This is a genomic window from Corallococcus sp. RDP092CA, assembly GCF_041903675.1.
Lineage (GTDB): Bacteria > Myxococcota > Myxococcia > Myxococcales > Myxococcaceae > Corallococcus.
In genome coordinates this window covers 131,116-156,004 of sequence record NZ_JAYESI010000004.1, presented here as the reverse complement: position 1 = coordinate 156,004, position 24,889 = coordinate 131,116, and the positions used below count along the sequence as shown (strand labels likewise).

General features: G+C 70.5%; 20 protein-coding genes. 10 read left to right on the top strand and 10 right to left on the bottom strand.

From position 1 onward, the window contains the following. Positions 1-9: 9 nt before the first annotated feature. From pyrF to U8525_RS06700, 4 genes are all read right to left on the bottom strand, one after another. Positions 10-861 carry an orotidine-5'-phosphate decarboxylase gene (gene pyrF, locus U8525_RS06715; protein ID WP_374262642.1) on the bottom strand — a complete coding sequence of 284 codons (852 nt, stop codon included), beginning with the start codon at positions 859-861 and terminating at the stop codon, positions 10-12. Positions 862-875: 14 nt separating this feature from the next. Continuing rightward, a complete protein-coding gene (locus U8525_RS06710; protein ID WP_374262639.1) occupies positions 876-1,637 on the bottom strand; it encodes an SDR family NAD(P)-dependent oxidoreductase in 762 nt (253 codons plus the stop codon). Between the two features lie 192 nt (positions 1,638-1,829). Then, positions 1,830-3,647 carry a hypothetical protein gene (locus U8525_RS06705; protein WP_374262636.1) on the bottom strand — a complete coding sequence of 606 codons (1,818 nt, stop codon included), beginning with the start codon at positions 3,645-3,647 and terminating at the stop codon, positions 1,830-1,832. Positions 3,648-3,789: 142 nt separating this feature from the next. After that, on the bottom strand, positions 3,790-5,289 hold the full coding sequence (locus U8525_RS06700; protein ID WP_374262633.1) for an arylsulfatase: 1,500 nt from the start codon (positions 5,287-5,289) through the stop codon (positions 3,790-3,792). Positions 5,290-5,811: 522 nt separating this feature from the next. Here U8525_RS06700 and U8525_RS06695 point away from each other — a divergent pair. The 5 genes from U8525_RS06695 to U8525_RS06675 all read left to right on the top strand — a co-directional run bounded on the left by U8525_RS06695 (position 5,812) and on the right by U8525_RS06675 (position 12,286). Next, the gene (locus U8525_RS06695; protein WP_374262631.1) at positions 5,812-6,804 is read left to right on the top strand and encodes an HAD family hydrolase; all 993 of its coding nucleotides are present in this window, start codon (positions 5,812-5,814) and stop codon (positions 6,802-6,804) included. Beyond that, a complete protein-coding gene (locus tag U8525_RS06690) occupies positions 6,804-7,706 on the top strand; it encodes a bile acid:sodium symporter family protein (RefSeq protein WP_374262628.1) in 903 nt (300 codons plus the stop codon). Before U8525_RS06695 ends, U8525_RS06690 begins: the two co-directional genes overlap by 1 nt. A 116-nt stretch (positions 7,707-7,822) precedes the next feature. After that, positions 7,823-9,580, top strand: coding sequence for a SulP family inorganic anion transporter (locus U8525_RS06685; RefSeq protein ID WP_374262625.1), 1,758 nt, complete (start codon positions 7,823-7,825; stop codon positions 9,578-9,580). Between the two features lie 4 nt (positions 9,581-9,584). Beyond that, on the top strand, positions 9,585-11,021 hold the full coding sequence (locus tag U8525_RS06680; RefSeq protein WP_374262622.1) for a hypothetical protein: 1,437 nt from the start codon (positions 9,585-9,587) through the stop codon (positions 11,019-11,021). Continuing rightward, positions 11,018-12,286: a threonine/serine exporter ThrE family protein gene (locus tag U8525_RS06675; RefSeq protein WP_374262620.1), complete on the top strand. Its 1,269-nt coding sequence runs from the start codon at positions 11,018-11,020 to the stop codon at positions 12,284-12,286. The genes U8525_RS06680 and U8525_RS06675 overlap by 4 nt, the downstream gene beginning before the upstream one ends. Before the next feature lie 3 nt (positions 12,287-12,289). Here the strand turns inward: U8525_RS06675 and U8525_RS06670 are convergent, their stop codons facing one another. Beyond that, positions 12,290-13,291, bottom strand: coding sequence for a formylglycine-generating enzyme family protein (locus tag U8525_RS06670; RefSeq protein ID WP_374262617.1), 1,002 nt, complete (start codon positions 13,289-13,291; stop codon positions 12,290-12,292). Between the two features lie 105 nt (positions 13,292-13,396). Here U8525_RS06670 and U8525_RS06665 point away from each other — a divergent pair, with 105 nt between their 5' ends. Beyond that, entirely contained in the window at positions 13,397-13,897 is a 501-nt protein-coding gene (locus U8525_RS06665) for a hypothetical protein (RefSeq protein ID WP_374262614.1), read from the top strand. 46 nt (positions 13,898-13,943) lie between these two features. Further along, the gene (locus tag U8525_RS06660) at positions 13,944-14,300 is read left to right on the top strand and encodes a hypothetical protein (RefSeq protein WP_374262611.1); all 357 of its coding nucleotides are present in this window, start codon (positions 13,944-13,946) and stop codon (positions 14,298-14,300) included. Between the two features lie 56 nt (positions 14,301-14,356). Here U8525_RS06660 and U8525_RS06655 read toward each other — a convergent pair whose 3' ends face one another. From U8525_RS06655 to U8525_RS06635, 5 genes are all read right to left on the bottom strand, one after another. Beyond that, positions 14,357-16,015 carry an arylsulfatase gene (locus U8525_RS06655; protein ID WP_374262608.1) on the bottom strand — a complete coding sequence of 553 codons (1,659 nt, stop codon included), beginning with the start codon at positions 16,013-16,015 and terminating at the stop codon, positions 14,357-14,359. Positions 16,016-16,109: 94 nt separating this feature from the next. Next, positions 16,110-16,865, bottom strand: coding sequence for a DUF5953 family protein (locus tag U8525_RS06650; protein WP_374262605.1), 756 nt, complete (start codon positions 16,863-16,865; stop codon positions 16,110-16,112). Further along, entirely contained in the window at positions 16,862-17,764 is a 903-nt protein-coding gene (locus tag U8525_RS06645; protein ID WP_374262603.1) for a DUF6310 domain-containing protein, read from the bottom strand. The genes U8525_RS06650 and U8525_RS06645 overlap by 4 nt, the downstream gene beginning before the upstream one ends. Before the next feature lie 227 nt (positions 17,765-17,991). Further along, the gene (locus tag U8525_RS06640) at positions 17,992-19,827 is read right to left on the bottom strand and encodes an aspartate:alanine exchanger family transporter (protein WP_374262600.1); all 1,836 of its coding nucleotides are present in this window, start codon (positions 19,825-19,827) and stop codon (positions 17,992-17,994) included. A 28-nt stretch (positions 19,828-19,855) separates the two neighbouring features. Continuing rightward, positions 19,856-21,247 (bottom strand): glutamate decarboxylase, encoded by a 1,392-nt coding sequence (locus U8525_RS06635; protein WP_374262597.1) that lies wholly within the window; start codon positions 21,245-21,247, stop codon positions 19,856-19,858. A 229-nt stretch (positions 21,248-21,476) separates the two neighbouring features. On the opposite strand from U8525_RS06635, the gene U8525_RS06630 reads away from it, so the two are divergent. From U8525_RS06630 to U8525_RS06620, 3 genes are all read left to right on the top strand, one after another. Beyond that, positions 21,477-22,673, top strand: coding sequence for a porin (locus U8525_RS06630; protein WP_374262594.1), 1,197 nt, complete (start codon positions 21,477-21,479; stop codon positions 22,671-22,673). 140 nt (positions 22,674-22,813) lie between these two features. Then, complete coding sequence (locus U8525_RS06625) at positions 22,814-23,623, top strand: hypothetical protein (RefSeq protein ID WP_374262591.1); 810 nt, start codon at positions 22,814-22,816, stop codon at positions 23,621-23,623. A 43-nt stretch (positions 23,624-23,666) separates the two neighbouring features. Further along, complete coding sequence (locus U8525_RS06620; protein WP_374262588.1) at positions 23,667-24,290, top strand: hypothetical protein; 624 nt, start codon at positions 23,667-23,669, stop codon at positions 24,288-24,290. The last annotated feature ends 599 nt before the right edge of the window (positions 24,291-24,889 follow it).

Here is a 24,889-nt window from a genome sequence, read left to right as displayed (position 1 = left end):
CGGTGCCCGTCAGGCGCCTTCGCGGAACGCCCGCGAGGGCGCCTGATGTGCTTCCAGGGCCTTCCTCAGCGCGGCCACGTCCGGGCCCGCCTCCAGCACGGAGCGCGCGGCGGTGGGCAGCACCTGCCGCTCGCGGCCGGAGAAGAGCCTGGGCAGGTCGCTGAAGCCCGCGCCCTGCGAGCCGATGCCCGGCGTGAGCAGCAGCGCGTTGCCCAGCCGCTCCACCACGTCGCGGTCGGCCGGGGGCAGCGTGGCGCCCATCACCGCGCCCGCGGGCAGCACGCCGGGGCCCGCCTGCTCGTTCAGCGCGCGCAGGCCGTCCGCCACCGCCTGGGCCACGGTGCGGCCGTCGCCGCCCACGGCGTTCTGCACGGGCACGCCCTCCGGGTTGGACGAGCGCACCACGACGAAGGCGCAGGCGCCGTGGGCCCGCGCGCGCTCCACCGTCTTCGCCAGGGCGCCCAGGCCCAGGTACGCGGTGAAGGTGGCGGCGTCCACGTCGTACGCGCTGCCCCGCCCGAACAGCGATTCGGCGTAGGCGTCCATGGTGGACCCGATGTCGCCGCGCTTCACGTCCAGCAGCGTGAGGGTGCCCGCGGCGCGGAAGCGCTTCAGCGCGCGCTGGAGCACGACGAGCCCTTCGGGGCCGTGGCGCTCGAAGAAGGCGCTCTGGGGCTTCACCACGGCGAGCGTCTCCCGGGCCGCGTCGGCCAGCCGCTCGCAGAAGTCGGACAGGCCCTGCGCGGTGTCCGGCAGGCTCCAGCGGGCGAGCACGTCGCGGGACGGGTCCAGGCCCAGGCAGAAGGGGGAGCGCTCGTCGGCGAGCTGCTGGAAGCGCTGTGCGAAGGACGGCGTCGTCATGGGCGGGCTTCCTCTCACTTCAGCCGGCGCGCGGTGGCGTCGAAGAGGGGGTTGGGCATGACCTTCAAGAGGCGCATGGGCGTGGCCAGCTGCCAGGGGAAGCTCACCTCGCTGGCGCCGGTGAGGATGGCGCGGCCCATGCGCTCCACCGCGTCCTCGGTCTCCATGAGGAAGGGCATGGGGAAGTGGTTCTTCGCGGTGAGCTCGCTCTTCACGAAGCCCGGGTAGACGCACGTCACCTGGACGCCGGTGCCCTTCAGGTCCACGCGCAGGCTCTCCAGGAAGGTGGCGAGGAAGGCCTTGGACGCGGAGTAGGCGGCGTGGCCCGCGAGCCCCCGCATCCCCGCGAGGCTGGACACGCCGACGAGGTGGCCCCGGCGGCGCTCCACCATCTGGGGCAGCACCGCGCACAGCGTGGCGGCGGCGCCGGTGACGTTGGTGTCGATGATGGCGCGCGTGCGCTCCCAGCTCATCCGCTTGCCGTGCGTGGGCCCGCCGATGCCGGCGTTGGCCACCACCAGGTCCAGCCCGCCGCACTCCGCGTCGATGGCGCGGATGCGCTCCTGGGAGGCGTCCGCGTGGTTGACGTCCATGACGACGGGCTCCACCGCGGCGCCCGCGGCCTGGGCCTCCGCGGCGAGCGCCTGGAGCTGCGACAGCCGCCGGCCCGTCGCGAAGACGCGCACGCCGTGCTTCGCCAGCCACAGGGCCAGTCCACGTCCCAGGCCGCTCGAGGCGCCAGTCACCAGCGCCGTCCGGTAGGTCATCTCCGCCATGCCGTCCTCCGAAGGGTGTCGCAGCGGCCCGCCTTGTCGCACGGTTGCGCGCCGGAGGGCACGCAAAACCCCGTCCCCCGGTCCCGGGGACGAGGCGCCGTCCTGGACGCGTTGCCACCCTGGAGGGGAGGGGGCTTCACCGGGCGTGGCGGGCTCGGACGGGCCCCTGGGCACGGGGGGCCTGCGCGGGCCCTACCGGAACGGGGGCGCCGGCTGGCCCTTGAACCACTCCGTCGCGTTCAGGAGGTGCAGGTCGTGCTTGCCGGGCCGCAGCTCGATGCCGCCCGTCACCGCGCCCAGCGACGCCAGCAGGGCGCCCGTGATGCTGCCCCGCACGAGGTCCAGGTGGCCTTGCAGGGAGAAGCCGTCGCCCTTCGCCCTCAGCTCGCGCAGCTGGAGCCCGCGCTCGTCGATCTGAACCTCTCCGGTCACCTCCACCTTGGGGATGTTGAGCAGGGAGGTGACGAAGCCGGGCAGCTTCTTGGAGGAGGTGAGCAGCGCGACCAGGGGCTGCGTGTCGGTGAGCTGGCTCGCGAAGCGCGCCTTCAGCACGGTGGGGGACAGGACGAGGCTGGCGCGCGGCAGGCTGAAGTTCCCGCTCCAGGCGCGGATGGGCACGTTGCCGTTGGAGGACACCTGGCTCAGCCGCAGCGTGGTCCCGCTCAGGCCCAGCTCGGTCATATCCCAGGACAGGTGCCGCGCGTCCACCTCCACCTCCGCGCGCAGCAACACCTTGTTCGGCCCCATGCGCCCGGAGACGAGGTCTGTGTCCAGGCGCAGCTCCAGGGCGTTGCGCGCCTTCGCGCCCCTGGGCGGCTCCTCGCTGCGCACCGTCACGTGGCCGGAGTCGACCTCGAGCGTCTGGCCGAGCCATGGGTTGAGCACGCGCAGGTCCAGGGGCTTGCTCTTCGCCACGCGCAGCTCGGGCTCCAGGTCCAGGCCCGGCTGGCCTTCACGGCGGCGCCCCAGCACCTGGAGGGAGACCTCGGGCACCTCCAGCTCGTGGCCCTGGGTGGGGCCCGTCACGCGCACGGGCGCGAAGGCCAGCCGCAGCGAGCCCGACGGCCGTCCCCGGGGCGCCGCGTCCATGGACGCCTGGAGCCTCCACGGGGCCCGGGCGCGCATGGGGCCGGCTCTCACGTCCAGCACGTCGCCGGAGGCGTTCAACCGGCTGCCGGGCTCCAGGGTGCTGCGCTCCATGCGCACGTCCAGGTCCACCTGGCCGGCGCCGCCGTGCAGCGACACGGGGGCGCTCGCGCCCAGCTGGTCGTTGAGCCAGTCCAGCGGCAGCACGCCGACGCGCGCCTTCACCTGGCCGCTGAGGGCCTGGGAGAGGTCGTAGCCCTGGCCGGGCTGGAAGGGCGCGTCGAGCCGGGCATTCGAGTCGAGCGCGTCGAGCTTCGCGACGGGCTTGCCGTCCACCTCGATGAAGCCCCCCGCCACGCGCACCGACGGCAGGTCCACCTGGAGCCGCTCACGGGACTGGAGGTTCAGCGTGCCGGTGACGTCCAGGGCTCCGACGAAGCGCACGCGGCTGAAGTCCAGCTCGCGCACGTCGTGCAGCGTGACGTCCTTCAGGTGGATGACCCAGGGCTTGGTGTCCGGATTGAACGGCTGCTCCGGCGCGCCGGTCGGCTCCAGGTGGAAGCTGGCGCCGTGCCCGTCGATGCCGTCCACCTCCACGCGCTTGCGCAGCAGGCCCGCGAGCGACATGCCCGCCTCCAGCGCGTCCACCTCCACCTTCCACCAGACCCTCGAGTCCTGCTGGGTGAGGGTGAAGCCCTTCAGGTGGAGCCTCCCCACGGGCCACAGCCACCACGCGCGCTGCCACGTGAGCTGCGTGCGGTCCGTCGAGCGGCCGATGATGGCCTGGGTGACGCCCGTGTTGAGCGCGACGTTGAGGGCGACCTCCAGCACCGCGACCGCCGCCACGGCCCACCCGGCGACGCGGCGCCACCGCCTCCTGCGAGGCGCTGCGTCCGGGGCGTCGGGGAGCGAGGTGTCGGTCATGGCGTGGGGTTCCGGTCGGGAGGCCTCCGGATGCCCTGGAATCCTCCCTCGCACAAGCCGCCTGTGTCAGGGGCGGTGGATGGGAGACACCCTGCCCGCGCGGCGCGGAGGCGCGCGTCCCGCCTCCGCGCCGGGGCCGTCGTCAGTGGACGGGGACGGCGCCGTTCTCCAGCTTCTCCATCACCTGGTCGATGGAGAAGCTGGCCGGGTGCTGGCGCGACGGGAACTCCCGGAAGGTGGCCAGGAACCGGCTCACGACCGCCTGCGCGGGGACGAGGACGAACGTGCGGTCGACCATCCAGGATTGGTAGCCGACGGAGTCCTCGGAGCGCTCCAGCGGATCCGCGCGCAGGTCGAAGATGAGCGGGACGCGGCGGCTGGTGAAGGGCTGCGCCCACACCTCGATGCCCTTGGCGTTCTGCTCCTCGAAGACGAGCTTGAAGCGCCGGTAGCGCATGGCGACCAGCTCTCCGTCGTCGCCGAAGTAGAAGAACTCCTCCCGCTTGGACTCCTGGGACCGGCCGGACAGCAGGGGCGTCTGGTCGTAGCCGTCCAGGTGGACCTTGAAGTGCTTGCTGCCCGCGTCATGGCCGTCCAGCAGCTTCCGCACGATGTCCGGCTCGCCCGCGGCGGCGAGCAGCGTGGGCAGCCAGTCCTCGGAGGAGAACAGCTCGTTGATCTGCGTGCCGGGCTTCACGGTGCCGGGCCAGCGCACGAGGCACGGGGCCCGGAACGCGCCCTCCCAGTTGGTGTCCTTCTCTCCGCGGAAGGGCGTCATGCCGCCGTCCGGCCACATGCTCGTCATCGCGCCGTTGTCGGTGGTGTAGATGACGAGGGTGTCGTCGGCGATGCCCAGCTGGTCCAGCCGGTCCAGCAGCCGCCCCACGTGGCCGTCGTGCTCCACCATTCCGTCCGGGTAGAGCCCGAAGCCCGTCTTGCCCTGCGACTCCGGCTTGAGGTGGGTGTGGATGTGCATGCGGGTGGTGTTGCACCAGATGAAGAAGGGCCGCTGGTCCTTCTGGGCCCGGTCGATGAAGTCCAACGTGGCGCCGAGGAACTCCTCGTCCACGGTCTCCATGCGCTTCTTCGTCAGCGGGCCGGTGTCCTCCACCTTCTGGCCGCCCTTGCCGTCCGCCTTGCTCCTGAGGACGCCGCGCGGGCCGAAGCGCTTCCGGAACTCGGGGTCCTTGGGGTAGTCCACGTTCTCCGGCTCCTCTTCCGCGTTGAGGTGGTAGAGGTTGCCGAAGAACTCGTCGAAGCCGTGCGCGGTGGGCAGGAACTCGTCGCGGTCGCCCAGGTGGTTCTTGCCGAACTGACCACAGGTGTAGCCCAGGGGCTTCAAGAGGTCCGCGATGGTGGGGTCCTCCGGCTGGAGGCCGACCTTCGCTCCGGGCATGCCGACCTTGGTGAGGCCCGTGCGGAAGGGGCACTGGCCGGTGATGAAGGCCGCGCGACCGGCGGTGCAGCTCTGCTGGGCGTAGTAGTCGGTGAAGAGGGCTCCCTCCCTCGCCAGCCGGTCGATGTTCGGCGTGCGGTAGCCCATGACGCCCAGGTTGTAGGCGCTGAGGTTCCAGTAGCCGATGTCGTCTCCGAAGATGACGAGGATGTTGGGCTGCTTCTTCTTCGTGGGCTTCGTCGCCATGCGGGCACGCTCCGGTGTCTGTGTTTGTTTGCGCGTAGGGATGGGGACGTGACAGGCGGTGGACAACCAGAGGGGGAGCGGCCCGCCGCGCGGTGGCGCGGCTCGTTCCTGTTGCTGGTGCTCGTGCGCATCGTCCTCGCCGCCGCGAGCTCGTCCGAGGGCAGGCACCTGTCCGCGTCAGCGGACATCCCCCTGCGACCCGTGTCCCGTGGCGACCTCCTCCACTTCCTCACCAGCTTCATCTCCGGGCGCAGCGCAGGCGGGGGAGGACGTGATGGCGGGAATCCGGGCGCGCAGCTTGCTGCTCGGACTCATGGGGGGCCTGTGCTGCGCCGCTTCCCTCCAGCCATCACCGGGGGCTCCCGCCAGTCGCGCGGGAGCCTCCGAGCAGACACCGTCGGTGCCTGCCCACTGACGGCCGGGCACAGCGGGCCCTCCACCCGCGCCCTCCACGTCGCGTTGTGACGCGGCCGCCGCGTCCCCAACCTCTTGTCTGGGATTGCGCCGGCACAGGAGGCGACCGTGGAGCGACGCACGAGGAGGCAACCGGCCTGGTGGGCCTGGGCGCTCGCGCTGTGGATGGCCATCCCCCTCCAGGCGCTGGCGGCGGACCCGCTGCCGTCCTGGAACGACGGCCCAGTGAAGCACTCCATCATCGACTTCGTCACCCGCGCCACCACCGAGGGCGGCCCCGGCTACATCCCCCCGGAGGAGCGCATCGCCACCTTCGACAACGACGGGACGCTCTGGCCGGAGCAGCCCGTCGTGCAGTGCGCCTTCCTGCTGGAGCAGGTCAAGGCCCGCGTGAAGGAGGACGCGTCGCTCGCGAAGCGTCAGCCCTTCAAGGCCGTGCTGGAGGGCGACCTGGCCCGGCTGTCCTCCATGGACGAGCCCCAGTTGATGGAGCTGGTCGCCGTCACCCACGCGGGCAAGACCCAGGAGGAGCTCGCCCGCGAGGCCCGCGCCTTCTTCCGGACCGCCCGCCACCCCAAGCTGGGCGTGCCGTACACGCAGCTCGCCTACGCGCCCATGCTGGAGCTGCTCCAGTACCTGCGCGCCAATGGCTTCCAGACGTGGATCTCCTCGGGCGGCGGCGCGGACTTCATGCGGGTCGTCTCCGAGGACACCTACGGCATCCCGCCCCAGCAGGTCATCGGCAGCGGCCTGAAGGAGGAGTTCGACGAGGGCGACGGCCACCCGGTGCTGCGGCGCGAGGCCCGCGTGGACCACGTCAACGACAAGGCCGGCAAGCCGGTGGGCATCGACCAGCACATCGGGCGGCGGCCGGTGTTCGCCGCGGGCAACGTCCGCTCGGGCGGCGACATCCAGATGCTCCAGTACACGCATGAGCAGCCGCGCCCCGGCTTCTCGCTGCTCATCCACCACGACGACGCCGCGCGCGAGTTCGCCTACGAAGAGAAGGACGGCGCGTCGCTGGAGGCCGCGCGCGAGGGCGGCTGGACGGTGGTCAGCATGCGGAACGACTGGAAGCGCATCTTCCCGGAGCGCCGTTGATGCACGTCCTCGAATCCCTCATCACCCTCATGGTCTCCACGTTCATCGTCGCGCTGGGCCTGTCGCAGGGCCTGTCGTGGCACCTGGAGGACCTGGGCCGGGGCGTGCGGCAGCCGGCCTTCGCCCGAGGGCTGGGGGTGTGCCTCGTCGGCGTGCCGCTGCTGGCCCTCATCGTGGTGAAGGTGCTGCCGGTCGCTCCCGTCGCGGCGGGCGTCATCGCGCTGATGGCGTTCTGCCCGGGGCTGCCCATGGCGCTCAACGTCGTGTCCCAGCAGAAGGGCAACCTGCCGCTGGCCCTGGCGCTGTCCGTCACCCTGTCGCTCGTCGCCATCGTGCTGATGCCGCTGTCGCTGCGGCTGCTGGAGCGGCTGTTCCCCATGGCCATCCAGTCGCCCCCGGAGGGGGTGCTCCTGGGGAAGGTCATCCTCCCGTTCCTCATCCCCTTCGCCCTGGGCATCGGGCTCCAGGGGGTGGCGCCCGGCTGGGCCCGCCGGCTGCGCACGCCGGTGAAGCTCTACTTCAACGTCGCCCTGGCCGTGGCCACGGTGACGATGATCGCCGCGAGCTTCCCGCTGCTGAAGCAGCTCCGCTTCTGGGCGTTCGCCGCGATGGGAGTGGTGACGCTGGGGGCCGCGGCCCTGGGGCACGTGGCGGGCCGGCCCCGGCCCGGGGACCGCACGGCGCTGGCCATCTCCGCCGCCTTCGGGAACCCCGCGTTCGCCTTCTGCCTGGGCGGCAGCACCTACCCCATGAAGGGCCTGCTGGGCGTCATGGGCACGTACCTGCTGCTCCGCACCCTGGCGCTGGTGCCGTATCAAATCTGGAACCAGCGACACCAGGCGTCCGAGCGCGGAGGCGGGCCTTCGCTGCCGTCGGGCAGGCGGGCCTCCGCGGGCACGTGAGCCCTTGCCTGTCGTGAAGCCGATGCGCGCAACGCACCCGGGTGGGTGATGCCACGACGCCCGGGCGCCTCCACCCTTCCTCGCGTCCAAGGCGCCGAGCACACGGGGGGAGGGCCATGAAGCGCACCGCGGCCACGGCCGCTCACGTCCTGGGTCGCTTCCTCCCGGGCGTCGAGCAGGCGCGGACCTATGAGCGACGGTGGCTGCGCGCGGACGTCCTGGCCGCGCTCACCGTGGGCGCGATGCTCATCCCCCAGGGGCTGGCCTACGCCCAGATTGTCGGCGTGCGCCCCGCGGCGGGGCTGTACGCGGGCGTCTTCGCGATGCTGGCGTATGCGCTGTTCGGCCCTTCACGCCACCTGCTGCTGGGGCCGGAGGCGGGCGCGGCCATCCTCACCGCGACGGCGCTGGCCCCGATGGTGGGCGACGGCGGGCCGGCGCGGCTGGCCTCCCTGGCGGCGCTCCTGGCGTTGATGGTGGGCGTCGTGAGCCTGCTGGGAGGGCTGTGCCGCGCGGGCGCGCTGGCGGACTTCCTGTCGCGGCCCATCCTCATCGGCTACGTCAACGGCGCGGCGCTCATCATCATCGGCAGCCAGCTGGCGCGGATGTTCGGGCTGGAGCGCAGGTCGAACGAGTTCGCGGGCCAGCTGCACGAGGTGGCGGCGAACCTGGGCCGCACGCACGTGCCCACGCTGGTGCTGGGGCTGAGCATCGTCGCGGCCCTGGTGGCCCTGCGCCGCTTCCTGCCGCGCTGGCCCGCGCCGCTGGTGATGGTGGCGCTCACCACGTTGGTGACGTGGCGCTTCCAGCTGGAGCACGGCGGCGTGAAGGTGGTGGGGGCCGTCGCGGCCTCGGCGCCCACCTTCGGCCTGCCGTCGCCACGCTTCGAGGACGTGCGCGCGCTGCTGCCGGCGGCCTTCAGCCTCGCGCTGGTGAACTACGCCAGCTCCGTGCTCACGGGCCGCATCTACGCGGACCGCTTCGGCTACCGGCTGGACGCCCAACAGGAGTTCTTCGGACAGGCGGCGGCCAACCTGCTCACCGGCCTCACGCAGGGCTTCCCGGTGACGGGCAGCGACTCGCGCACGGCGGTCAACGCGTCCATGCGGGGACGCACGCAGCTCGTCGGCGTGGGCGCGGCCGGGGTGGTCCTGGTGTTCTCCCTGTTCCTCACGCCGCTCCTGTCGAAGCTGCCGCTGGTGACGCTGGGGGCCATCGTCATCGTCGCGGCGGTGTACCTGCTGGAGGTGAAGCCCCTCCTGCTGCTGTGGCGCGTGCGCCCGGTGGAGGCGGTGCTCGCGATGGTGACGACGCTGGGCGTGCTCTTCCTGGGCATCCTCCAGGGCATCCTCATCGCCGTGGCCCTGGCGCTGGTGGACCTCATCCGCCGCGCGGCGCACCCGCACGACGCCGTCCTGGGGGAGCGCGAGGGCGTGCCCGGCTGGCATGACGTGGAGGGCCACGCGGACGCGGAGACGGTGCCCGGGCTCGTCGTCTACCGCTTCGACGCGCCCCTCTTCTTCGCCAACGCCCGCTTCCTGCGCGAGCAGGTGCGCCGGCTGGTGGCGGAGCCGCGCCACCCGGTGCGCTGGTTCGTGCTGGATGCGTCCTCCGTGTTCGACCTGGACATCACCGCCGCGGAGAGCCTGGAGAAGGTGTGCCACGAGCTCGCGGAGCAGGACATCGTCTTCGCCGTGGCCCAGGCCCGCGCGCCGATGCGCCGGATGCTGTGGCGCTCGGGCTTGCAGGACCTGATGGGCCAGGAGCGGCTCTTCCCCACGGTGGGCGCGGCCGTGCGCGCCTACCTCGACGCGCGGGACGGCGCGTGGGCCGCCCGCGACGGCGAGCCCGTCCCCTCGCCCCAGGTGCACTGACGCCATGACGCCCATCCCATCCAGGGTCCCGTGGGGCGTGGTGCTGGGCCTGCTCGTGTCCGCGACGGCGCTGGCGCAGGACGCGCACTACTCCACCCGGCAGTTCGGCAACCGGGCGTGGCTGTTGGGGGGCTCCTTCGTGGGCAACCCGAACGACATCAGCGCCACCTATTACAACCCCGGCGCGCTCGCGCTCCTGGGCGCGCCGGAGCTGGAGCTCACCGGCAGCGTGTTCGAGTACATGCGCCTGAACGTGAAGGACGGGCAGGGTCAGGGAAGGGGCCTGGCCGACTCCAACATCGACGTGCTGCCGTCGTTGATCGCCGGCTCGCTGCGCTTCGGGTTCCTGGGGAGGTCCCGGCTGGCCTACTCGCTGCTCACGCGCCAGGGCTTCGCCTACAGCCTCCAGGCGCGCGGCACGCGGATGGGCACGGCCCTGGGCGGCGTGCAGGGCCTGGACACGCTGTCCACGGACGTGCGCCTGGACCAGTCCGTGACCGAGGTCTGGACGGGCCTCTCCTGGGCCACGCCCCTCACGGAGCACCTGGGCCTGGGCTTGACTCCGTTCCTCGCGGTCCGGCATCACGAGCTGCGCTTCCAGACGCTCGCCGAGGGCTCCGGCGCCGCCGGCCAGCGGCTGCTGGCGACGCTGGGCCGCGACCTGGAGCTGGACCACATCCGCCTGTTGTTGAAGCTGGGCGCCAGCTACCAGCGCGGCCCCTGGGCCGTGGGGCTCGCCGTGACGACGCCGAGCCTGGCGGTGTGGGGTCGGGGCTCGGTGGGGTTCGAGCGCGCCGTCCAGTCCCAGGGCCTGGCCACGAACGCGCCCGCGCCCGTGTTCAACTTCCAGGAGGACCTGCCGGCGCACTTCCGCAGCTCCTGGTCCGCGGCGCTCGGGGTCAGCCGGAGCTTCGGTCCATCGACCACGGTGTACGCGTCCGCGGAGGGCTACGCGCCCGTCGGGTCCCTCACCCTGGTGGACACGGAGCCCATCGTGCCGCGCGACGCCACGGAGTCCATCAACGGCGACTACGCCTTCGCGCTCAAGGCGGTGCTGAACGGGGCGCTGGGCGTCGAGCAGAAGCTGGGGGAGCGGGTGCGGGTGTACCTGAGCGGGCACACGGACTTCAGCGCGCTGGAGCAGACGCCGGAGACGAACGCGCTGCTCGGGGGCTGGGACCTGTACCACGTCGCCTCGGGCGTCCACTTCACCCTGGGACGCTCGCGCTTCACGCTGGGCGGCAACCTGGCGTGGGGAGGCAAGCAGACCGAGCGGCTGTCGGAGAGCTTCCAGCAGCTGGGCCTGTCCGCGCCCATGCGCAGCCAGGACGTCCACTACTTCCAGGCCACGCTGCTGGTGGGCGCCAGCTTCGCGTTCAAGGACGCGCGGGGCCCGGGTGGCTCCGGCGCGGACCCCGCTCCTGCCGCGGAGTCGCCATGACGCGAGAGCATGACGCCGCGATGGACGGGGAGGCGGCCTCCGCCTTCCTGCTGGACCTGGCGAAGGCGCTGCACCTGGCCTACCAGCCGTCGTTGCTGGTGGAGGAGCGCGTGCGCCGGGCGGCGAAGGCGTGGGGCCTGGACGTGGAGGTCTTCACGCTCCAGAGCCTGGCGATGACGGAGGTGGTGTCCCCGGAGCGCTCCCAGGTGGTCTTCGCGCGGCTGCCCTTCAACCCGCACTGGAACCTGGGCCGGGCCGCGGCGCTCCTGCGGCTGGCGGACGCCATCCCCGAGGGCCGCCTGCGCCTGCCCGAGGCCCGCGCGGAGCTGGACCGCATCGAGACCTCGCGCCCGCCCTATCCGGAGTGGCTCGTGTTCGTGGCCTACGGCGTGTATGGCGCGGCGGTGGCGGCGCGGGTGGGCGGGGCGTGGCGGGAGATGCTCGCGGCGTTCTTCGTGGGCGTCGTCGCGGGCCTCGTCCACTTCGGCACGCTGCGCTCGCAGCGGGTGGACTTGCAGAAGAGCTTCCTGGCCGCGTTCCTGGGGTCGCTGGTGGCGCTCGGGTTGACGTTCGTCCTGCCGCCGTTCAACGCGGTGCGGGCGCTGTTCGGCGGGGTGACGCTGCTGGTGCCCGCGATGGTGGTGACGCTGGGCTCGCTGGAGCTGGCCACGGAGTCGGTGGAGGCGGGGGTGCCCCGGTTGACGTATGGCCTGCTGCGCTTCCTGATGCTGGGCGCGGGCATCGCGGCGGCGGGGACGCTGTGGAGCCTCTTCTGGCCGCTGCCGCCGCACGCGGCGCCGCATGTGCTGCCGCCGCTGCTGACGCTCCTCCTGGTGGCGGTGGGGGGCGTGGCGCTGTCGGTGTGCATGGCGGGGCGGCCGCGCGACGTGGGCTGGATCGTCGGCGGGGTGCTGCTCGCCTACGAGACGCAGACGGTGGCGAAGGCGCTGCTGGGGGACCGGGGCAGCCCGCTGGTGGCGGCGTTCGTGCTGGGCGTGGCGGGGCTGCTCTACGGGCGCGGGAGGAATCGGATGCCGATGACGGTCATCATGCCCGGGATGTTGCAGCTCGCGCCGGGCTTCCTGGGCACGCAGGTCGTCGTCGAGCTGCTGGGCGTGGAGGGCGTGAGCGACGCCCGCTTGTTCAACGTGTTGCTGGTGGCGCTCCAGCTGGTGTTGGGGCTGGTGTTCGCCACGGTGGTGGTGCCGCCGCGCGGCTCCGTGGAGCGCGCGTCGTCGGTGCCTCCGAGCGCCGGCGCCGCATAGTGGCTACGGGCGCACGATGCAGCGGAAGCCGATGTGGCTGGCGCCGCTGTCCACGGCCTGGGGCGAGCGCGCCGCGGGCCGGTAGCGGCGGCAGTAGTTGGGCGCGCACAGGTGGCTGCCGCCCTTGAGGACGCGGCGCGGGATGGAGATGGCGGGCGTGCCCGGGTCCTGGCTCCCCTGCGCGGAGGCGGGGCCGCGCGGGTTGACGGGGATGCAGCAGGCCTTGCCCTTGTTGCCCTGGTGGCGGTCCAGGTACCAGTCGGTGGTCCATTCCCAGACGTTGCCGGCCATCTCGTACAGGCCGTAGCCGTTGGGTGGGAAGGTGCCGACGGGGCAGGTGCCCTCGTGGCCATCCTCGCGGAGGTTCTGCCAGGGGAAGTAGCCCTGCCAGGTGTTGGCCTGGTGTTCTCCGTTCGGGGTGAAGTCATTGCCCCAGCAGAACTCGTTGCGGTCCAGGCCGCCGCGCGCGGCGCGCTCCCACTCGGCCTCGGAGGGGAGCGTCTTGCCGGCCCAGGTGGCGTAGGCCTCTGCGTCCTCGAAGGCGATGTGGACGACGGGGTGGTCCAGGCGGTCTTTCACGGAGGAGCGGCGGCCTTCCGGGTGCTTCCAGCAGGCGTCGGGGACATAGCCCCACCAGTGGGCCACGTTGCCCAGGTCCACGGGCCCGCGGGGCTTCTGGAAGACGAGCGAGCCGGGGACGAGCGACTCCGGCGTGGCGCCCGGGTAGTCCGCGGGATCGAGGGGGCGCTGGGCGACGGTGACGTAGCCGGTGGCATCGACGAAGCGGGCGAACTGTTCGTTCGTCACGGTGAAGCGGTCCATCCAGAAGCCGGAGACGGTCACCTGATGGGCGGGCGCCTCTTCCGGGTAGTGGTGGTCGGAGCCCATCCAGTACGTGCCACCGGGGATCCACATCATGTCCGGGAAGGGCGCGCGCCCGGGCCGCGCGGCGGTGTCGGTGGGCTCCGCGTCAGGACTGGCTTCGCGGGTGTCGTTCCGGTGCATGGCGTGATGCCTCCGGTGGGGAACATCCGGCCCGGCGTGGGGAATGACACTCGCACCGGAGGCCGGGTAGGGTGTCGGCACGTTGACGCGCGCGTTGGAGCGTGGATGGCCAACAACGTCCGAGAGCGGAAATCAGCCTTGCCCAGAGCTCTTGCCGCATGGGGCCTGCTTGCCGCCGCTGTCGCTGGCGGATGCTCCCATGCTCAGAGGCCAGAGCGGCGTGCCTACCTCATCGCGGAGGACGCGGGGGGCGTTGGGGGGGCTGGCGGACGGGACTGTGATGCCGAGCATGTCGCGTGCTTCGACCGTTGCTGGAACTCCTCCCCTCCGCTGTCGAGCATCAAGCGAGGCTCTGGCAAGCATCATGAGTACTGCACGGAGGAGTGCCGCGAGCGATACATGGATTGCCTCGATGCGTTGGAGCGGGCGCCGCGGAGGGATGCTGTCTCGGAACTTCGATTCTCGGACATTGATGGCGCGCTGAACTGGTTGAGGGTGCACCGGTCGGAGTTGGTGGTGGGAACGCTCGTCGTCGTAGCGGGTGTGACGTTCGTCGTCGCCACTGGCGGGACAGGTGCGTTGATTCTCGCTCCACTGGCGTTGTAGTGCCCACGCACCGGACAAGGCCATGACTGCTCCCAAAGAGTTCGAGATGGAATCGACGCTGCGGATCCTGGACACCGTGAGCAAGAGCTATCCGCCCGGTTCCAGGGAAGAGGCCGCTGTGCAGCTCGCGGCCGTCGCGTTGCTCTATCTTCGCCGCCTCAAGAAGCTGGACGGTTTCCTTGAGTACCATCGGGAGTTCTCCGACCTCTCGGCGCATGTCCCTGTCGTGAAGGAGTTCGCGACCCAGACGGAGGCGGACGCATGGCTGGCCAGGGGTGAGGCGGTCGACGGTGCGCTCGTCAAGATTGATGGCCGTGGCTTCCAGGTCATCCAAGTGCCCAAGGGGCTGAAGTTCCTACGAACGCCTCTCCCAGAAGAGTTGGGGCCTCCCACGTCGAAGTAGGCGGCAACGCCGCCACCACCGTGGATGATCCGTCCGGTGGTGGCGGTAGGAGCGGGCTACTGATGTGACTGCTGGAAGCGGTGGATGAACTGCTCCACCTCGTTGGCCAGGGACATGACCTGGTCGCTGACGCTGGGCTCCTGCTTCTGCTTGCGCGCCTCCATCACCTTCTGCTTCACGCGCTCCTTCAGCGGCCCGATGCTCAGGCTGCCCGGAGCCTGGCTGGGCAGGAACTCGATGAGGCTCTCCGCGAACTGCCGCACCAGCATCTGCGCCGGGACGAACGTGAACATCCGCTCGCCGTACCACGACGTGTAGAGGCCGGAGTTCGGCCCATATTCGAACGGGTCTGAGCGCAGGTTGATGAGGTACGGCCACGCCGGGTTGAAGCGCTTGCCGCTGAACCACATGTCCGGGCCTTCGCCGTCCTGGTAGCTGAAGATGATCTTCCAGTCGTTGTAGCGGACCGCCGCCAGGTCGCCGCTGTCGAGCACGTAGATGAACTCGTGCCGACGGCCCTCCTCCGTGCCCGCCAGGAGCCCCCGTTGGTCATAGCCGTCCAGGTGGACCCGGAAGGTCTTGTGGCCCACCTTGTGGCCGCGCTTGCACTTCTCCACCAGGTCGTCGGGGCCACCCGCCGCCGCCACCAGCGTGGGCATCCAGTCCTCATGCGCGAAGATGTCATTGATGACGCGCCCCGGCTCCACCACGCCCGGCCAGCGCACCACGCACGGCACGCGCACGCCGCCCTCCCACGTGGAGCCCTTCTCCCCGCGGAACGGGCTGTTGCCGCCGTCCGGCCAGCCCATCTTCTCCACGCCGTTGTCGGTGGAGAACACCACCACCGTGTTGTCCGCGATGCCCAGCTCATCCAGCTTCGCCAGCAGCGCGCCGACGATGTCGTCCAGCTCCCGCATCGCGTCCGCGTAGAGGCCGTAGCCCGTGGCGTTGCGGTACTTCTCCTGGAGGAACGTCCGGACGTGCGTGCGCGTGGTGTTGTGCCAGAGGAAGAACGGCTTGCCCTCCTTCACCGCGCGCTCCATGAAGTCCAGCGCGCCCGCCAGGAACTCGCCGTCCACCGTCTCCATGCGCTTCTTGGTGAGCGGGCCGGTGTCCTCGATGCGCTGCTTGCCCACCACGCCCCAGCGGGCGTCCTCGGTGGGGTCGTTGCGCGCGGTGGCCCAGGAGTGCAGCACGCCGCGAGGCCCGAAGCGCTCCTTGAAGGACGGGTCCTTCGGATAGTCCGGGCACTCCGGCTCGTTCTCCGCGTTCAGGTGGTAGAGGTTGCCGAAGAACTCGTCGAAGCCGTGGTTCGTGGGCAGGTAGGGGTTGGAGTCGCCCAGGTGGTTCTTGCCGAACTGGCCACAGGTGTAGCCCAGCGGCTTGAGCATCTCCGCGATGGTGGGGTCGGAGTCCTGCAGGCCGTACTTCGCCCCGGGCATGCCGATGGTGGTGAGCCCCGTGCGAAGCGGGTTCATGCCGGTGATGAACGCCGCGCGGCCCGCGGTACAGCTCTGCTGGCCGTAGCAGTCCGTCATCATCGCGCCTTCCTTCGCGATGCGGTCGATGTTGGGCGTGCGGTAGCCCATCATCCCCTGGTTGTAGGCGCTGATGTTCCAGAAGCCGATGTCATCTCCCCAGATGACCAGGATGTTGGGCTGCTGCTTCGCCTGCTTGCCATGACCGTTGCCCGAGGGCTTCGCCTTGCTTGCCATGCACGACCTCCTGTCCACGAGATGTGTACAGGGAGGGCATGGGGCATGGTCCCGGAGGAGGGGACAGCCGGGCACTCAAGAGCCGGACCCGGGCTCACGGGGATGCGCGTCCCCCAATCACGGGGAAGCGCTCGTAGGCCCGCCGGAGCGCTTCGATGTGCTCGGGGTCGTCGTAGTCGAGTGGTGCCTCGGTGAGTTGCACCACCCATCCGCCAGATGGAGTGCGCCGCGAGCGCGACAGCAACTCCGCGTCACGCACCGGATCCGGGAACCCGATGGTCCGTGCGGCGGCGGCCGACCAGTAGTTCAGCCATCCGAGGTGTCTGGGAATTGCTGGCGAGCGAATGTTCCATGGCATCTCCAGCATGGGGAGCCCCCGGGGGGAGCGCTTCGGCGCATCCGGGTCGCGACGCAGTTGGTCCGCGATTTCCGAGCCGAAGCCATATTCCGAGGCATGTCCCCAGTACGCACGAGCGCTCTCCGCGATGCCTTCGAGCATCGCTGCCGCGCAATCGATGACGCGTGCGTCGAGTGGCAGCTTCGCCTGGATGCTGAGAAGTGCCTGGTGGCCCGGAGATTGGTTCGCTGGGAATTCCAATCCACCCACCGTGATGGCGTAGCGCTCATCACCATTGCAGAGCAGTGGGAACCTCCTCCGTGACGCTGCCTCCTCAAGCCATGCATCACGGCGTGCAAGAGCTACGGGCTGTCCGGCCTTGGAAATCTCCCACTCCAGACGCATGCCGGAGAGCGCCTGCTCCATTTCACGGGCAACTCCAAGAGGGCGGGTGTCGTTTGGCACCAGCGGTGGGGCGTAGACCGTGAAGACGAGGCGAGAACGTGAAGTCATCGTTTGCACCCTGTGACGACGATGGGAAGAGAATCGTCACGCTCATGCAGTGCCTGCTTGTGTGCTTCGGTGCTGACTCCGATCTTGAAGCCATACCCACAGTCGGTCGCGATCTTCCATTCCTCTTGTATCTCCTCTACTTGGTCTTCAGCGACCTGGTCTCGGAGGAAGTCGCTGTAGGTGTCGAACTGGTCGGTCTTGATCTCCCACAGCACGAGGACGCCGACCTGTAGCGCGTCGAAGTGCTTACCATCGACAAGCACATCCATGCCGGGATACCGGTTCGGCGGGAAGCGATCCGCGCACCTGTTGTGGTCGTCATCTCCACCCCGATGTGGCACGGGAACGGGCTCGCAGCGGGCGCGGCGCTCGCGATGCTTGGCGGGAGGTGGTGGGAACAAGTCCTGGCCTGAAGGTTCCGGCTGGGGCTTTCGTTTCGCCATCGCCTCCCGAGGCGCTGTCCTCGTCCCGACCGTCGACGTCACCTCTTCTGGAGAGAGCTGGCGGAACTCATACGCATCCAACGCCTCCTTGATGGCGATGCCGACCACCACCACACCGACGACAATCACCGCGCCTACGGCGACTTCAGGCGCCGCCAGGACACAGACTCCCAGCCCGAGCGCCGCCGCGTCGGCGGATGCCACCGTGCACCGCCCCGAGGTGTCATGGAACCGGACCCGGTCGGCATCCAGCGCCGGAAAGCAGCGCTCCACCACCTCGGCCCAGGGCTCGGACGCCTCCCGGACGATGCACCGCCCCGCATCCTTCCAGGGCAGCTTCGCGGCCCGCTGGAGGTTGGAGATGCGTTGGGCCCGGCCCGATGTGCTCGGCGCCTGCGTCGATCCGGCACAAGCGGAGAGAAGAAGCAGAAGCACGAGGGCGGCTCGACGCTGCATGGCCACGTTCTTTCGAGGGAGGAAGCCCTCGCACAGTACCAACCACGCCGCTCAATGCGTTGGTCCCCGCGAGTCGTCCTCGCTCGCTGGATGCGCCAGGTGCCGCGGCGACTCCCGCACCCGGGCGTCCTCGTCACCCAAGCCACACAGGCAGTTCCTCCCGGCAGGGGCACCCAGGCGGCAGGAGACCTCGGAAGAGGTCGCGGAGGAGGCGCCGGGCTACCCCCTCAACCCATCAAGGCGAAGAGGTAGCAGATGAGCGTGAGCAGCAGGTTCGACACCGCGAACGTCACCGGATAGCCGATGGCCGGGATGATGCTGTGCGTGGCCTCCTGGGACGCGCGCATGCCCGCGCTGTTGCACCGCGCGCCCGCGATGGCGCCCATCAGCACCGCGGTGTTCATCTTCATCACGTACTGGCCCACGGCCCACGCGAGGATGGGCGGCACCATCGCCGCGATGAGGCCCACCACCAGGATGGGCGTCAACGCGCCCCCCGCGATGGCGCTCGCCACGCCCGCCCCCGCGTTGAGGCCCAGGATGGCGATGAAGACGTTCAACCCCAGGTCCTCCAGCAGCTCGCGCGCGGCCTCCGGGAAGGGGCCGCCGAGGGCCGGGTTGTGGGTGCGCAGGATGCTCAGGCCGATGCTCACGATGAGCAGCCCCACCGCCGAGCCCAGGCTGAACTTCACCCCGCCCACCGGCACGGTGATGGCCCCCAGGAGCGCGCCCAGGGACACGCCCAGCGCCAGCGTGATGATGTCCGTCACCAGGCTGGGCCGCACCACGCGCCCCACGCGCTTCTCCAGCGCCGCCAGCCGCCTGCGGCTGCCCGTCACGCGCAGCACGTCGCCCCGGCGGATGACCGCGCTCGGGTCCACCGGCAGCTCGTCACCGCCCCGGAACAGCGCGTTGAGGTAGAGGCCATGGCCCTCCTCCCGGGCCAGGTCTCCGAGCGTGCGCCCCACCAGGTCCGCCTTGTGCGCGACGAGCTCCACCGTCTCCACGCGCACGTCCCCCAGCGACGAGTTCACCTCCGGCCCGATGCGCACGGGCCCCTCCAGCAGCAGCCCCACCGGCCCCGCCACGGCGACCTCGTCCCCCCGGTGCAGCACCAGCCCGTCCTCGGGCAGGTAGGTCCGGCCCGCGTGCAGCACCCGCTCGATGCCCGCGCGCGGCGCCAGGGGCTCCAGCTGCCCCAGCGTCCGCCCGTCCACCTCCGGGTTCTCCACGCGGAAGACGCGCACGTGCAGGGCCGTGTTGGCGCGCAGGAAGGACTCGGCGGTGCCGGGCAGCGCCGCCTGCTGCTCCCCCTCCAGGACCTTCTCCATCGCCTTCGCGTCCGCCACCGCGTCGCGGCCGAACAGCCTCGGCAGCACCTTCGCCATCACGGTGAAGAGCACCATGCTGACGGAGTAGAGCAGCGCGTAGGACGTGGTCATGTTCGCGCGGGCCTCCTCCAGCGTCGCGCCCGAGGGGAGCTTCACCGCGCCGCTGGCCAGCGCCGACTGCGCCGCGCCGAAGCCCGGCGTGGCGGTGTTCGCGCCGGACAGGATGCCCGCCAGCAGCCCCGGCTGGAGGTGGAAGACGAACCGCGACAGGTACACCAGCAGCGACGACAGCAGCGGCACCAGCAACGCCAGCACCAGCAGGTGCCGCCCCTCGCGCTGGATGCCGCCAATGAACTGCGGCCCCACCTTCATGCCGATGGCGAAGATGAAGAGGTTGAAGAACACCGTGCTGGTGAACTCCGGGATGGAATAGGGGATGCGGAACGCCTGGTAGGCCCAGAGGCTCACCGCCAACCCCAACAGCAGCGTGGCCGCAGTGGAGCCCAGGCCCACGCCCTTCACCTGCACCTTCCCCAGCGCGTAGCCCCCCGCGACGACCAGGAACAGCAGGATGAAGGGCTGGTGGCCCAGCGCCCCCAGCAGCTTCCCGAAGAGGCCGTGCGGCACGGGCGGAGCGCTCGGCGCGGGCGCGCCCTGGGCGAAGGCGGCGACCGCCAGCCCCACGGCCACGGCCCCCACGACGAGCGCGGTGTGGCGGGTGATGACTCGCATCGGGACGCTCCCTTTCCGCCGAGGGCCTTCAGTGGTGGTAGCCGGACGCCTCTTCCTTCGACATGGGGGTGCCCACCGGGTGGCGGCGGAAGTGCTCGATGCAGGCCACCAGGTCGTGCACCAGCAGCGTGGCCAGGTCCCGGCTGACGCCGTGGCGCACCAGCACGCGCTGCACGACGAGGTCCTGGAGGTTCGCGGGCATGGGGTAGGCGGGCACCTGCCAGCCGCGCTCGCGCATCCGGTCCGCCAGGTCATAGAGCGTGAAGCCGGGGCTCACGCCGTCCTTCATCTTCCAGCACACGCCGGGCACGCCGCCCCGGCCGTCGTAGAGGATGTCGAAGAGGCCGATCTGCTCGATGGCCTTCGCCATGAAGTTCGCCGTGTCCGAGCACGCCTGCTGGATGCGGCGGTAGCCCTCCTTCCCCAGCCGCAGGAAGTTGTAGTACTGGATGACGATCTGCCCGCCCGGCCGCGAGAAGTTCAGCGCGAACGTGGGCATGTCCCCGCCCAGGTAGTCCACGCGGAACACCAGCTCGTCCGGCAGGTCGCTGCGGTCACGCCACACCGCCCAGCCGCAGCCCAGCGGCGTCAGGCCGAACTTGTGGCCGGAGGCGTTGATGGACTTCACCCGCTCGATGCGGAAGTCCCACACCACGTCCTTGTGGATGAACGGCGCGATGAAGCCGCCGCTGGCCGCGTCCACGTGGATGGGGATGTCCAGGCCCGTGCGCCGCTGGAGGTCGTCCAGCGCGTCCGCGATCTCCTTCACCGGCTCGTAGACGAGGTTGAAGGTGATGCCTAGCGTGGGCACCACGCCGATGGTGTTCTCGTCGCAATACTTGAGCACCTCCTGCGGCGTCAGCGTCATCCGGCCGGGCGCGAGCGGCACCTGCCGCAGCTCCACGTCGAAGTAGCGCGCGAACTTGTGCCAGCAGATCTGCACCGGGCCGCAGATGAGGTTGGGCTTGTCCGTGGGCTTGCCCTCGGCCTCGCGGCGCTTGCGCCAGCGCCACTTGAGGGCCAGGCCGCCCAGCATCGCGGCCTCGCTGGAGCCGGTGGTGGAGGTGCCCACCGTGTCGTTCGCGTCGGGCGCGTGCCAGAGGTCGGCGAGCATGTTCACGCAGCGCGTTTCGATCTCCGCGGTCTGCGGGTACTCGTCCTTGTCGATCATGTTCTTGTCCAGGCACTCGTCCATCAGCCGGTGCACCTGGGGCTCGGACCAGGTCTGGCAGAAGGTGGCCAGGTTCTGCCGCGAGTTGCCGTCCAGGAGCAGCTCGTCGTGCACCACCGCGTAGGCGTGGTCCGCGCTGTGCTCGTCGTCCGGGATGCGGAACTTGGGCATCGGGACCGACAGGTCGGGTGACGCGTAGACGTCATCGTCGATGCGGTCGCGGACTTCGTCCTTTCCATGCAGCGGCATGCGCGCTCCTTGGCGGTGGAGGGTGTCCTTCCCTGGCTGAGATGGCGCGTGCGCGCGGCGCGGGCGTCGTCCTCCAGGGGGGAGCGGCCAGCGGCGCGTCCGCACGTTCCGCCTGGCGGGGAGTGTCCGGCGCGCGACAGGCGCACGGCACCGTGGACGGTGATGCCGCGCGGGCCCTCGCTTCCCACCATGCCCCGGGTCCCTGTTCGGCCGGGACTGGGGAAGGTGCATGCGCGAACGGTGGAGATGGGCGGCGGGCCTCCTGGGCACACTCGTGGCCTGCGCCGCGGGCGCCGCGGCGCCGACGCAGGAGGGGGACGGCAAGCCGCCGAAGGTGGAGACGCCGCGCGGGGACAAGGGCTTCGCCATCGCGTCGGACGACGGCCGCTACAAGCTGGGCGTGGGCCTGCAGAGCGCCTACAAGCTGGAGCCCGTGTGGGAGGACGGCGACGCGAAGTCCCGCACGGCGTTCCCGTTCCTGCGTCCGCGGCTCTACGGCAACGTGTTCCGGCCGTGGATCTCCTACTGGACGTCGCTGGAGCTGGCGTCGCCGGGGTCGCCGTACCTGCTGGACTCCTACGTGGACCTGCAACCCTGGAAGGCGCTGGGCGTGCGCGTGGGGCAGTACTACACGCCCATCAGCCGGCACGAGTCGCTGGGGCCGCAGCAGATCCTCTTCCCGGAGTTCGCGCCGGTGGCGAACTACTTCTGGACCGGCCGCGACAAGGGCGTGACGTTCCTGGGGACCACGGACACGCTGGAGTACTACGCGGGCATCTACGGCGGTTCGCCCCTGCGCTCCGTCACCTCCGACCCCGGCCGGTGGGTGTCCAACGCGCGGCTCACGGTGAGCCCCCTGGGCCCCATGGGCTACGGCGAGCTGCCGTTCATCATGTCCGACGAACAGGGCGCGCCGCTCCGCGTGTCCTTCACGGTGCAGGGCGCGGGCGGCAAGGCGGAGCGGCGCGACGAGAACTTCAACGTGGAGACGGGCGGGTTCGACGTCACCGATGAAGGCCTGCGCAAGTTCGTCACCGGCGGCGTGGACTTCATGCTCCAGGCCCAGCGCTTCACCTTCTACGCGGAGGGCTGGCTCCAACGCACCCGGCCGGAGAAACCCGCCGGCCCGAACTACACCAGCGTGGGCGCGTGGGCGCAGGCGGACTACGTCTTCTACAAGAAGGTGCTGGACGCGGGCGTGCGGCTGTCCTGGCTGGACGCGAGCACCGAGCTGGACGACGACACCCTCTACGTCGCGGAGGCACAGCTCGCGTGGTTCGTGGATGCGCCGTTCCTGGCCTTCAAGCTGCGCTACCAGTTCGCGCACCAGGACGCGCCGGACCCCGCGCTCCAGGGAATGGTGAGGCTGGCCCGAGACCCGGGCTCGTCCAACCTGGTGACGCTCCAGCTCAACCTGGCGTTCTGAGGGCTCCGCCCCCACGCTTGGACCGACAGCTCCCGCTGCGACTGATGGGTGGCGGACGTCCAGACGCGCCGTGCGTGACGCGGCGTGTCCGGGTGGGATGCTTTCGCGCTACCCTGGGCCTCCCTCCCAGGAGCGCATCCATGCCCCGTGGCATCTCCAAGGCCGGCCCCGGCCCGTCCCTTCCGACGAAGCGCAAGCATGACGAGCTGACCTCGCCCATCCGCAAGCCGGTGGTGGAGGGGCCGCCGGCGAAGAAGCAGCGGCTCCAGGCGCCTGGCGCCGGGCCGCAGCAGCCAGCGCAGTTCCTGCCCACGGACCCCTCGATGCATGCCGCCTACGACAAGCTGGCGCACGAGGAGATGCTGAAGAACCCGAAGTACGCGGCGCTGGCGAACGACGCCTCGCAGGCGTCCGATGGCAAGGCCATCAACGTCGTCACCAAGGACCAGGTCCATGGCGGCATGTTCTACAAGAAGGACAACCAGATCGGCCTGCGGCCGGACGTCACGGGGCCCAAGCGCGCCGGCGTCATGGCGTTCGAGCTGACGAACGTGGCCCAGCAGAAGAAGTTCGACAAGGTCACGAGCGATGCCTTCAGGAACGAGCTCAGCGGCGCGCTGGGCAAGCAGGTCGTGGGCGGCGACTTCAACGCCCGGAAGGAGAACTTCGCCAAGAGCATGGAGCGCATCGAGTACGACGGCATCAAGCGCCACCATGAGGTGATGAAGGACGGCATCCAGAACCAGGGCTGGCCCCAGGAGATGGACCGGTTCGGCAAGCGGCTGGAGGGCAGGGACCCCAGCTTCGACAGCTACTGGAAGACCCAGAACAAGCCGAATCCGGCGACGGGCAAGAGCCACTCGGACGTCTACCGCGCGCAGTTCGACAACATCCACGCCACTGCTCAGAAGGCCGCGGCGGAGATGAAGGCGAAGCAGGGCATCAAGTAGCCCCCCTGGCAGCGCGCGCCACTTCGCGCTAGGGAGTGAAGGCATGTCCACTGCCCTCCAGACCCGTCCCCGGAGTGAGCTGGCCTCCGGGCGCTTCGGCCAGACCCGCTTCATGATCCGCCGCAAGTTCTTCAAGCTGTTCGGCGGCGCGTTCCACATCTACGACGAGGCGGGCAACGTCGCCTTCTACTCGAAGATGAAGGCCTTCAAGCTGAAGGAGGACCTGCGCATCTACAGCGGCGAGGACATGCAGGAGGAGCTGATCACCATCCAGGCCCGCAACATCCTGGACTTCGGCGCCACCTACGACGTCACCGACGCGGTGTCGGGCGAGCGGGTGGGCGCGCTGCGCCGCAAGGCCCTGAGCTCCATCCTGCGCGACACCTGGCTCATCCTGGACGTGGACGGGCAGGAGGTGGGGAAGGTGGAGGAGGACAGCATGCTGCTGGCGCTCGTGCGGCGCTTCCTCACCAACCTCATCCCGCAGACCTTCACCGGCACGCTGGGCAGCGAGCAGGTCTTCAGCTTCAAGCAGCACTTCAACCCGTTCATCCAGAAGATCGACCTGGACTTCTCCATGGACACCCGCCGTCTGCTGGACCGGCGCCTGGGCATCGCCGCCGCGGTGCTCCTGTGCGCCATCGAGGGCCGTCAGTCCGGCGGGTGAGCCCGCCCGCGTCACCCTGCGGGGCGCGCGCGACACCCGCGGGGGGCAGCCGAAGTGTGCGCGGAAGGCCCGGGCGAAGCGGCCCGGGGCTCCGAAGCCGCATGCGAGCGCGGTCTCCAGCACGGACGTGGCCTTGCTCCCTCGCAGCCGCTCGGCGGACTGGTTGGCGTGCTTGGGGCCCCGGCCGACGTGGCTCCCCGCGAAGGCCCGGCGCTGGAAGCAGAGGGGCCGGTGCGCTGCTTCGCTCATGCCGCGAAGCGCGACGCACGTCACGATTCGCGGCGCGGACCACCCGTTGCGCCGAGACCGGGGACGCGAGGGCTTGTCTCGTGCGACCACCGGACGGCATGGTGGCCGCGCGGTGGAGTGAGCCTGTCGGAGCGCCAGAGGACATCCTCGAAGCCACGTTGGAGAGGCTGCTGTCCCGCGCGGACCTCGACAGTGGGCAGTCCGTGGTCCCCGTATGACAATGAAGTAGGCTGCACCTCGCAGGGCCGCGGTGTGCAGCGGGCCAGGAGGGGGCATGAGATCATCCGCCATCATTGTGGGCCTGCTGCTGCTTGGGGCCTGCGCCCCGCTGAGGCCGCCAGTGGGGCCGC

Bases quoted from the DNA above. Each gene is read 5' to 3' on its own strand.
- pyrF (WP_374262642.1), bottom strand. From the start codon at position 861: ATGACGACGCCGTCCTTCGCACAGCGCTTCCAGCAGCTCGCCGACGAG.
- U8525_RS06710 (WP_374262639.1), bottom strand. From the start codon at position 1,637: ATGGCGGAGATGACCTACCGGACGGCGCTGGTGACTGGCGCCTCGAGC.
- U8525_RS06705 (WP_374262636.1), bottom strand. From the start codon at position 3,647: ATGACCGACACCTCGCTCCCCGACGCCCCGGACGCAGCGCCTCGCAGG.
- U8525_RS06700 (WP_374262633.1), bottom strand. From the start codon at position 5,289: ATGGCGACGAAGCCCACGAAGAAGAAGCAGCCCAACATCCTCGTCATC.
- U8525_RS06690 (WP_374262628.1), top strand. From the start codon at position 6,804: ATGCACGTCCTCGAATCCCTCATCACCCTCATGGTCTCCACGTTCATC.
- U8525_RS06685 (WP_374262625.1), top strand. From the start codon at position 7,823: ATGAAGCGCACCGCGGCCACGGCCGCTCACGTCCTGGGTCGCTTCCTC.
- U8525_RS06680 (WP_374262622.1), top strand. From the start codon at position 9,585: ATGACGCCCATCCCATCCAGGGTCCCGTGGGGCGTGGTGCTGGGCCTG.
- U8525_RS06675 (WP_374262620.1), top strand. From the start codon at position 11,018: ATGACGCGAGAGCATGACGCCGCGATGGACGGGGAGGCGGCCTCCGCC.
- U8525_RS06670 (WP_374262617.1), bottom strand. From the start codon at position 13,291: ATGCACCGGAACGACACCCGCGAAGCCAGTCCTGACGCGGAGCCCACC.
- U8525_RS06665 (WP_374262614.1), top strand. From the start codon at position 13,397: ATGGCCAACAACGTCCGAGAGCGGAAATCAGCCTTGCCCAGAGCTCTT.
- U8525_RS06660 (WP_374262611.1), top strand. From the start codon at position 13,944: ATGGAATCGACGCTGCGGATCCTGGACACCGTGAGCAAGAGCTATCCG.
- U8525_RS06655 (WP_374262608.1), bottom strand. From the start codon at position 16,015: ATGGCAAGCAAGGCGAAGCCCTCGGGCAACGGTCATGGCAAGCAGGCG.
- U8525_RS06650 (WP_374262605.1), bottom strand. From the start codon at position 16,865: ATGACTTCACGTTCTCGCCTCGTCTTCACGGTCTACGCCCCACCGCTG.
- U8525_RS06645 (WP_374262603.1), bottom strand. From the start codon at position 17,764: ATGCAGCGTCGAGCCGCCCTCGTGCTTCTGCTTCTTCTCTCCGCTTGT.
- U8525_RS06640 (WP_374262600.1), bottom strand. From the start codon at position 19,827: ATGCGAGTCATCACCCGCCACACCGCGCTCGTCGTGGGGGCCGTGGCC.
- U8525_RS06635 (WP_374262597.1), bottom strand. From the start codon at position 21,247: ATGCCGCTGCATGGAAAGGACGAAGTCCGCGACCGCATCGACGATGAC.
- U8525_RS06630 (WP_374262594.1), top strand. From the start codon at position 21,477: ATGCGCGAACGGTGGAGATGGGCGGCGGGCCTCCTGGGCACACTCGTG.
- U8525_RS06625 (WP_374262591.1), top strand. From the start codon at position 22,814: ATGCCCCGTGGCATCTCCAAGGCCGGCCCCGGCCCGTCCCTTCCGACG.
- U8525_RS06620 (WP_374262588.1), top strand. From the start codon at position 23,667: ATGTCCACTGCCCTCCAGACCCGTCCCCGGAGTGAGCTGGCCTCCGGG.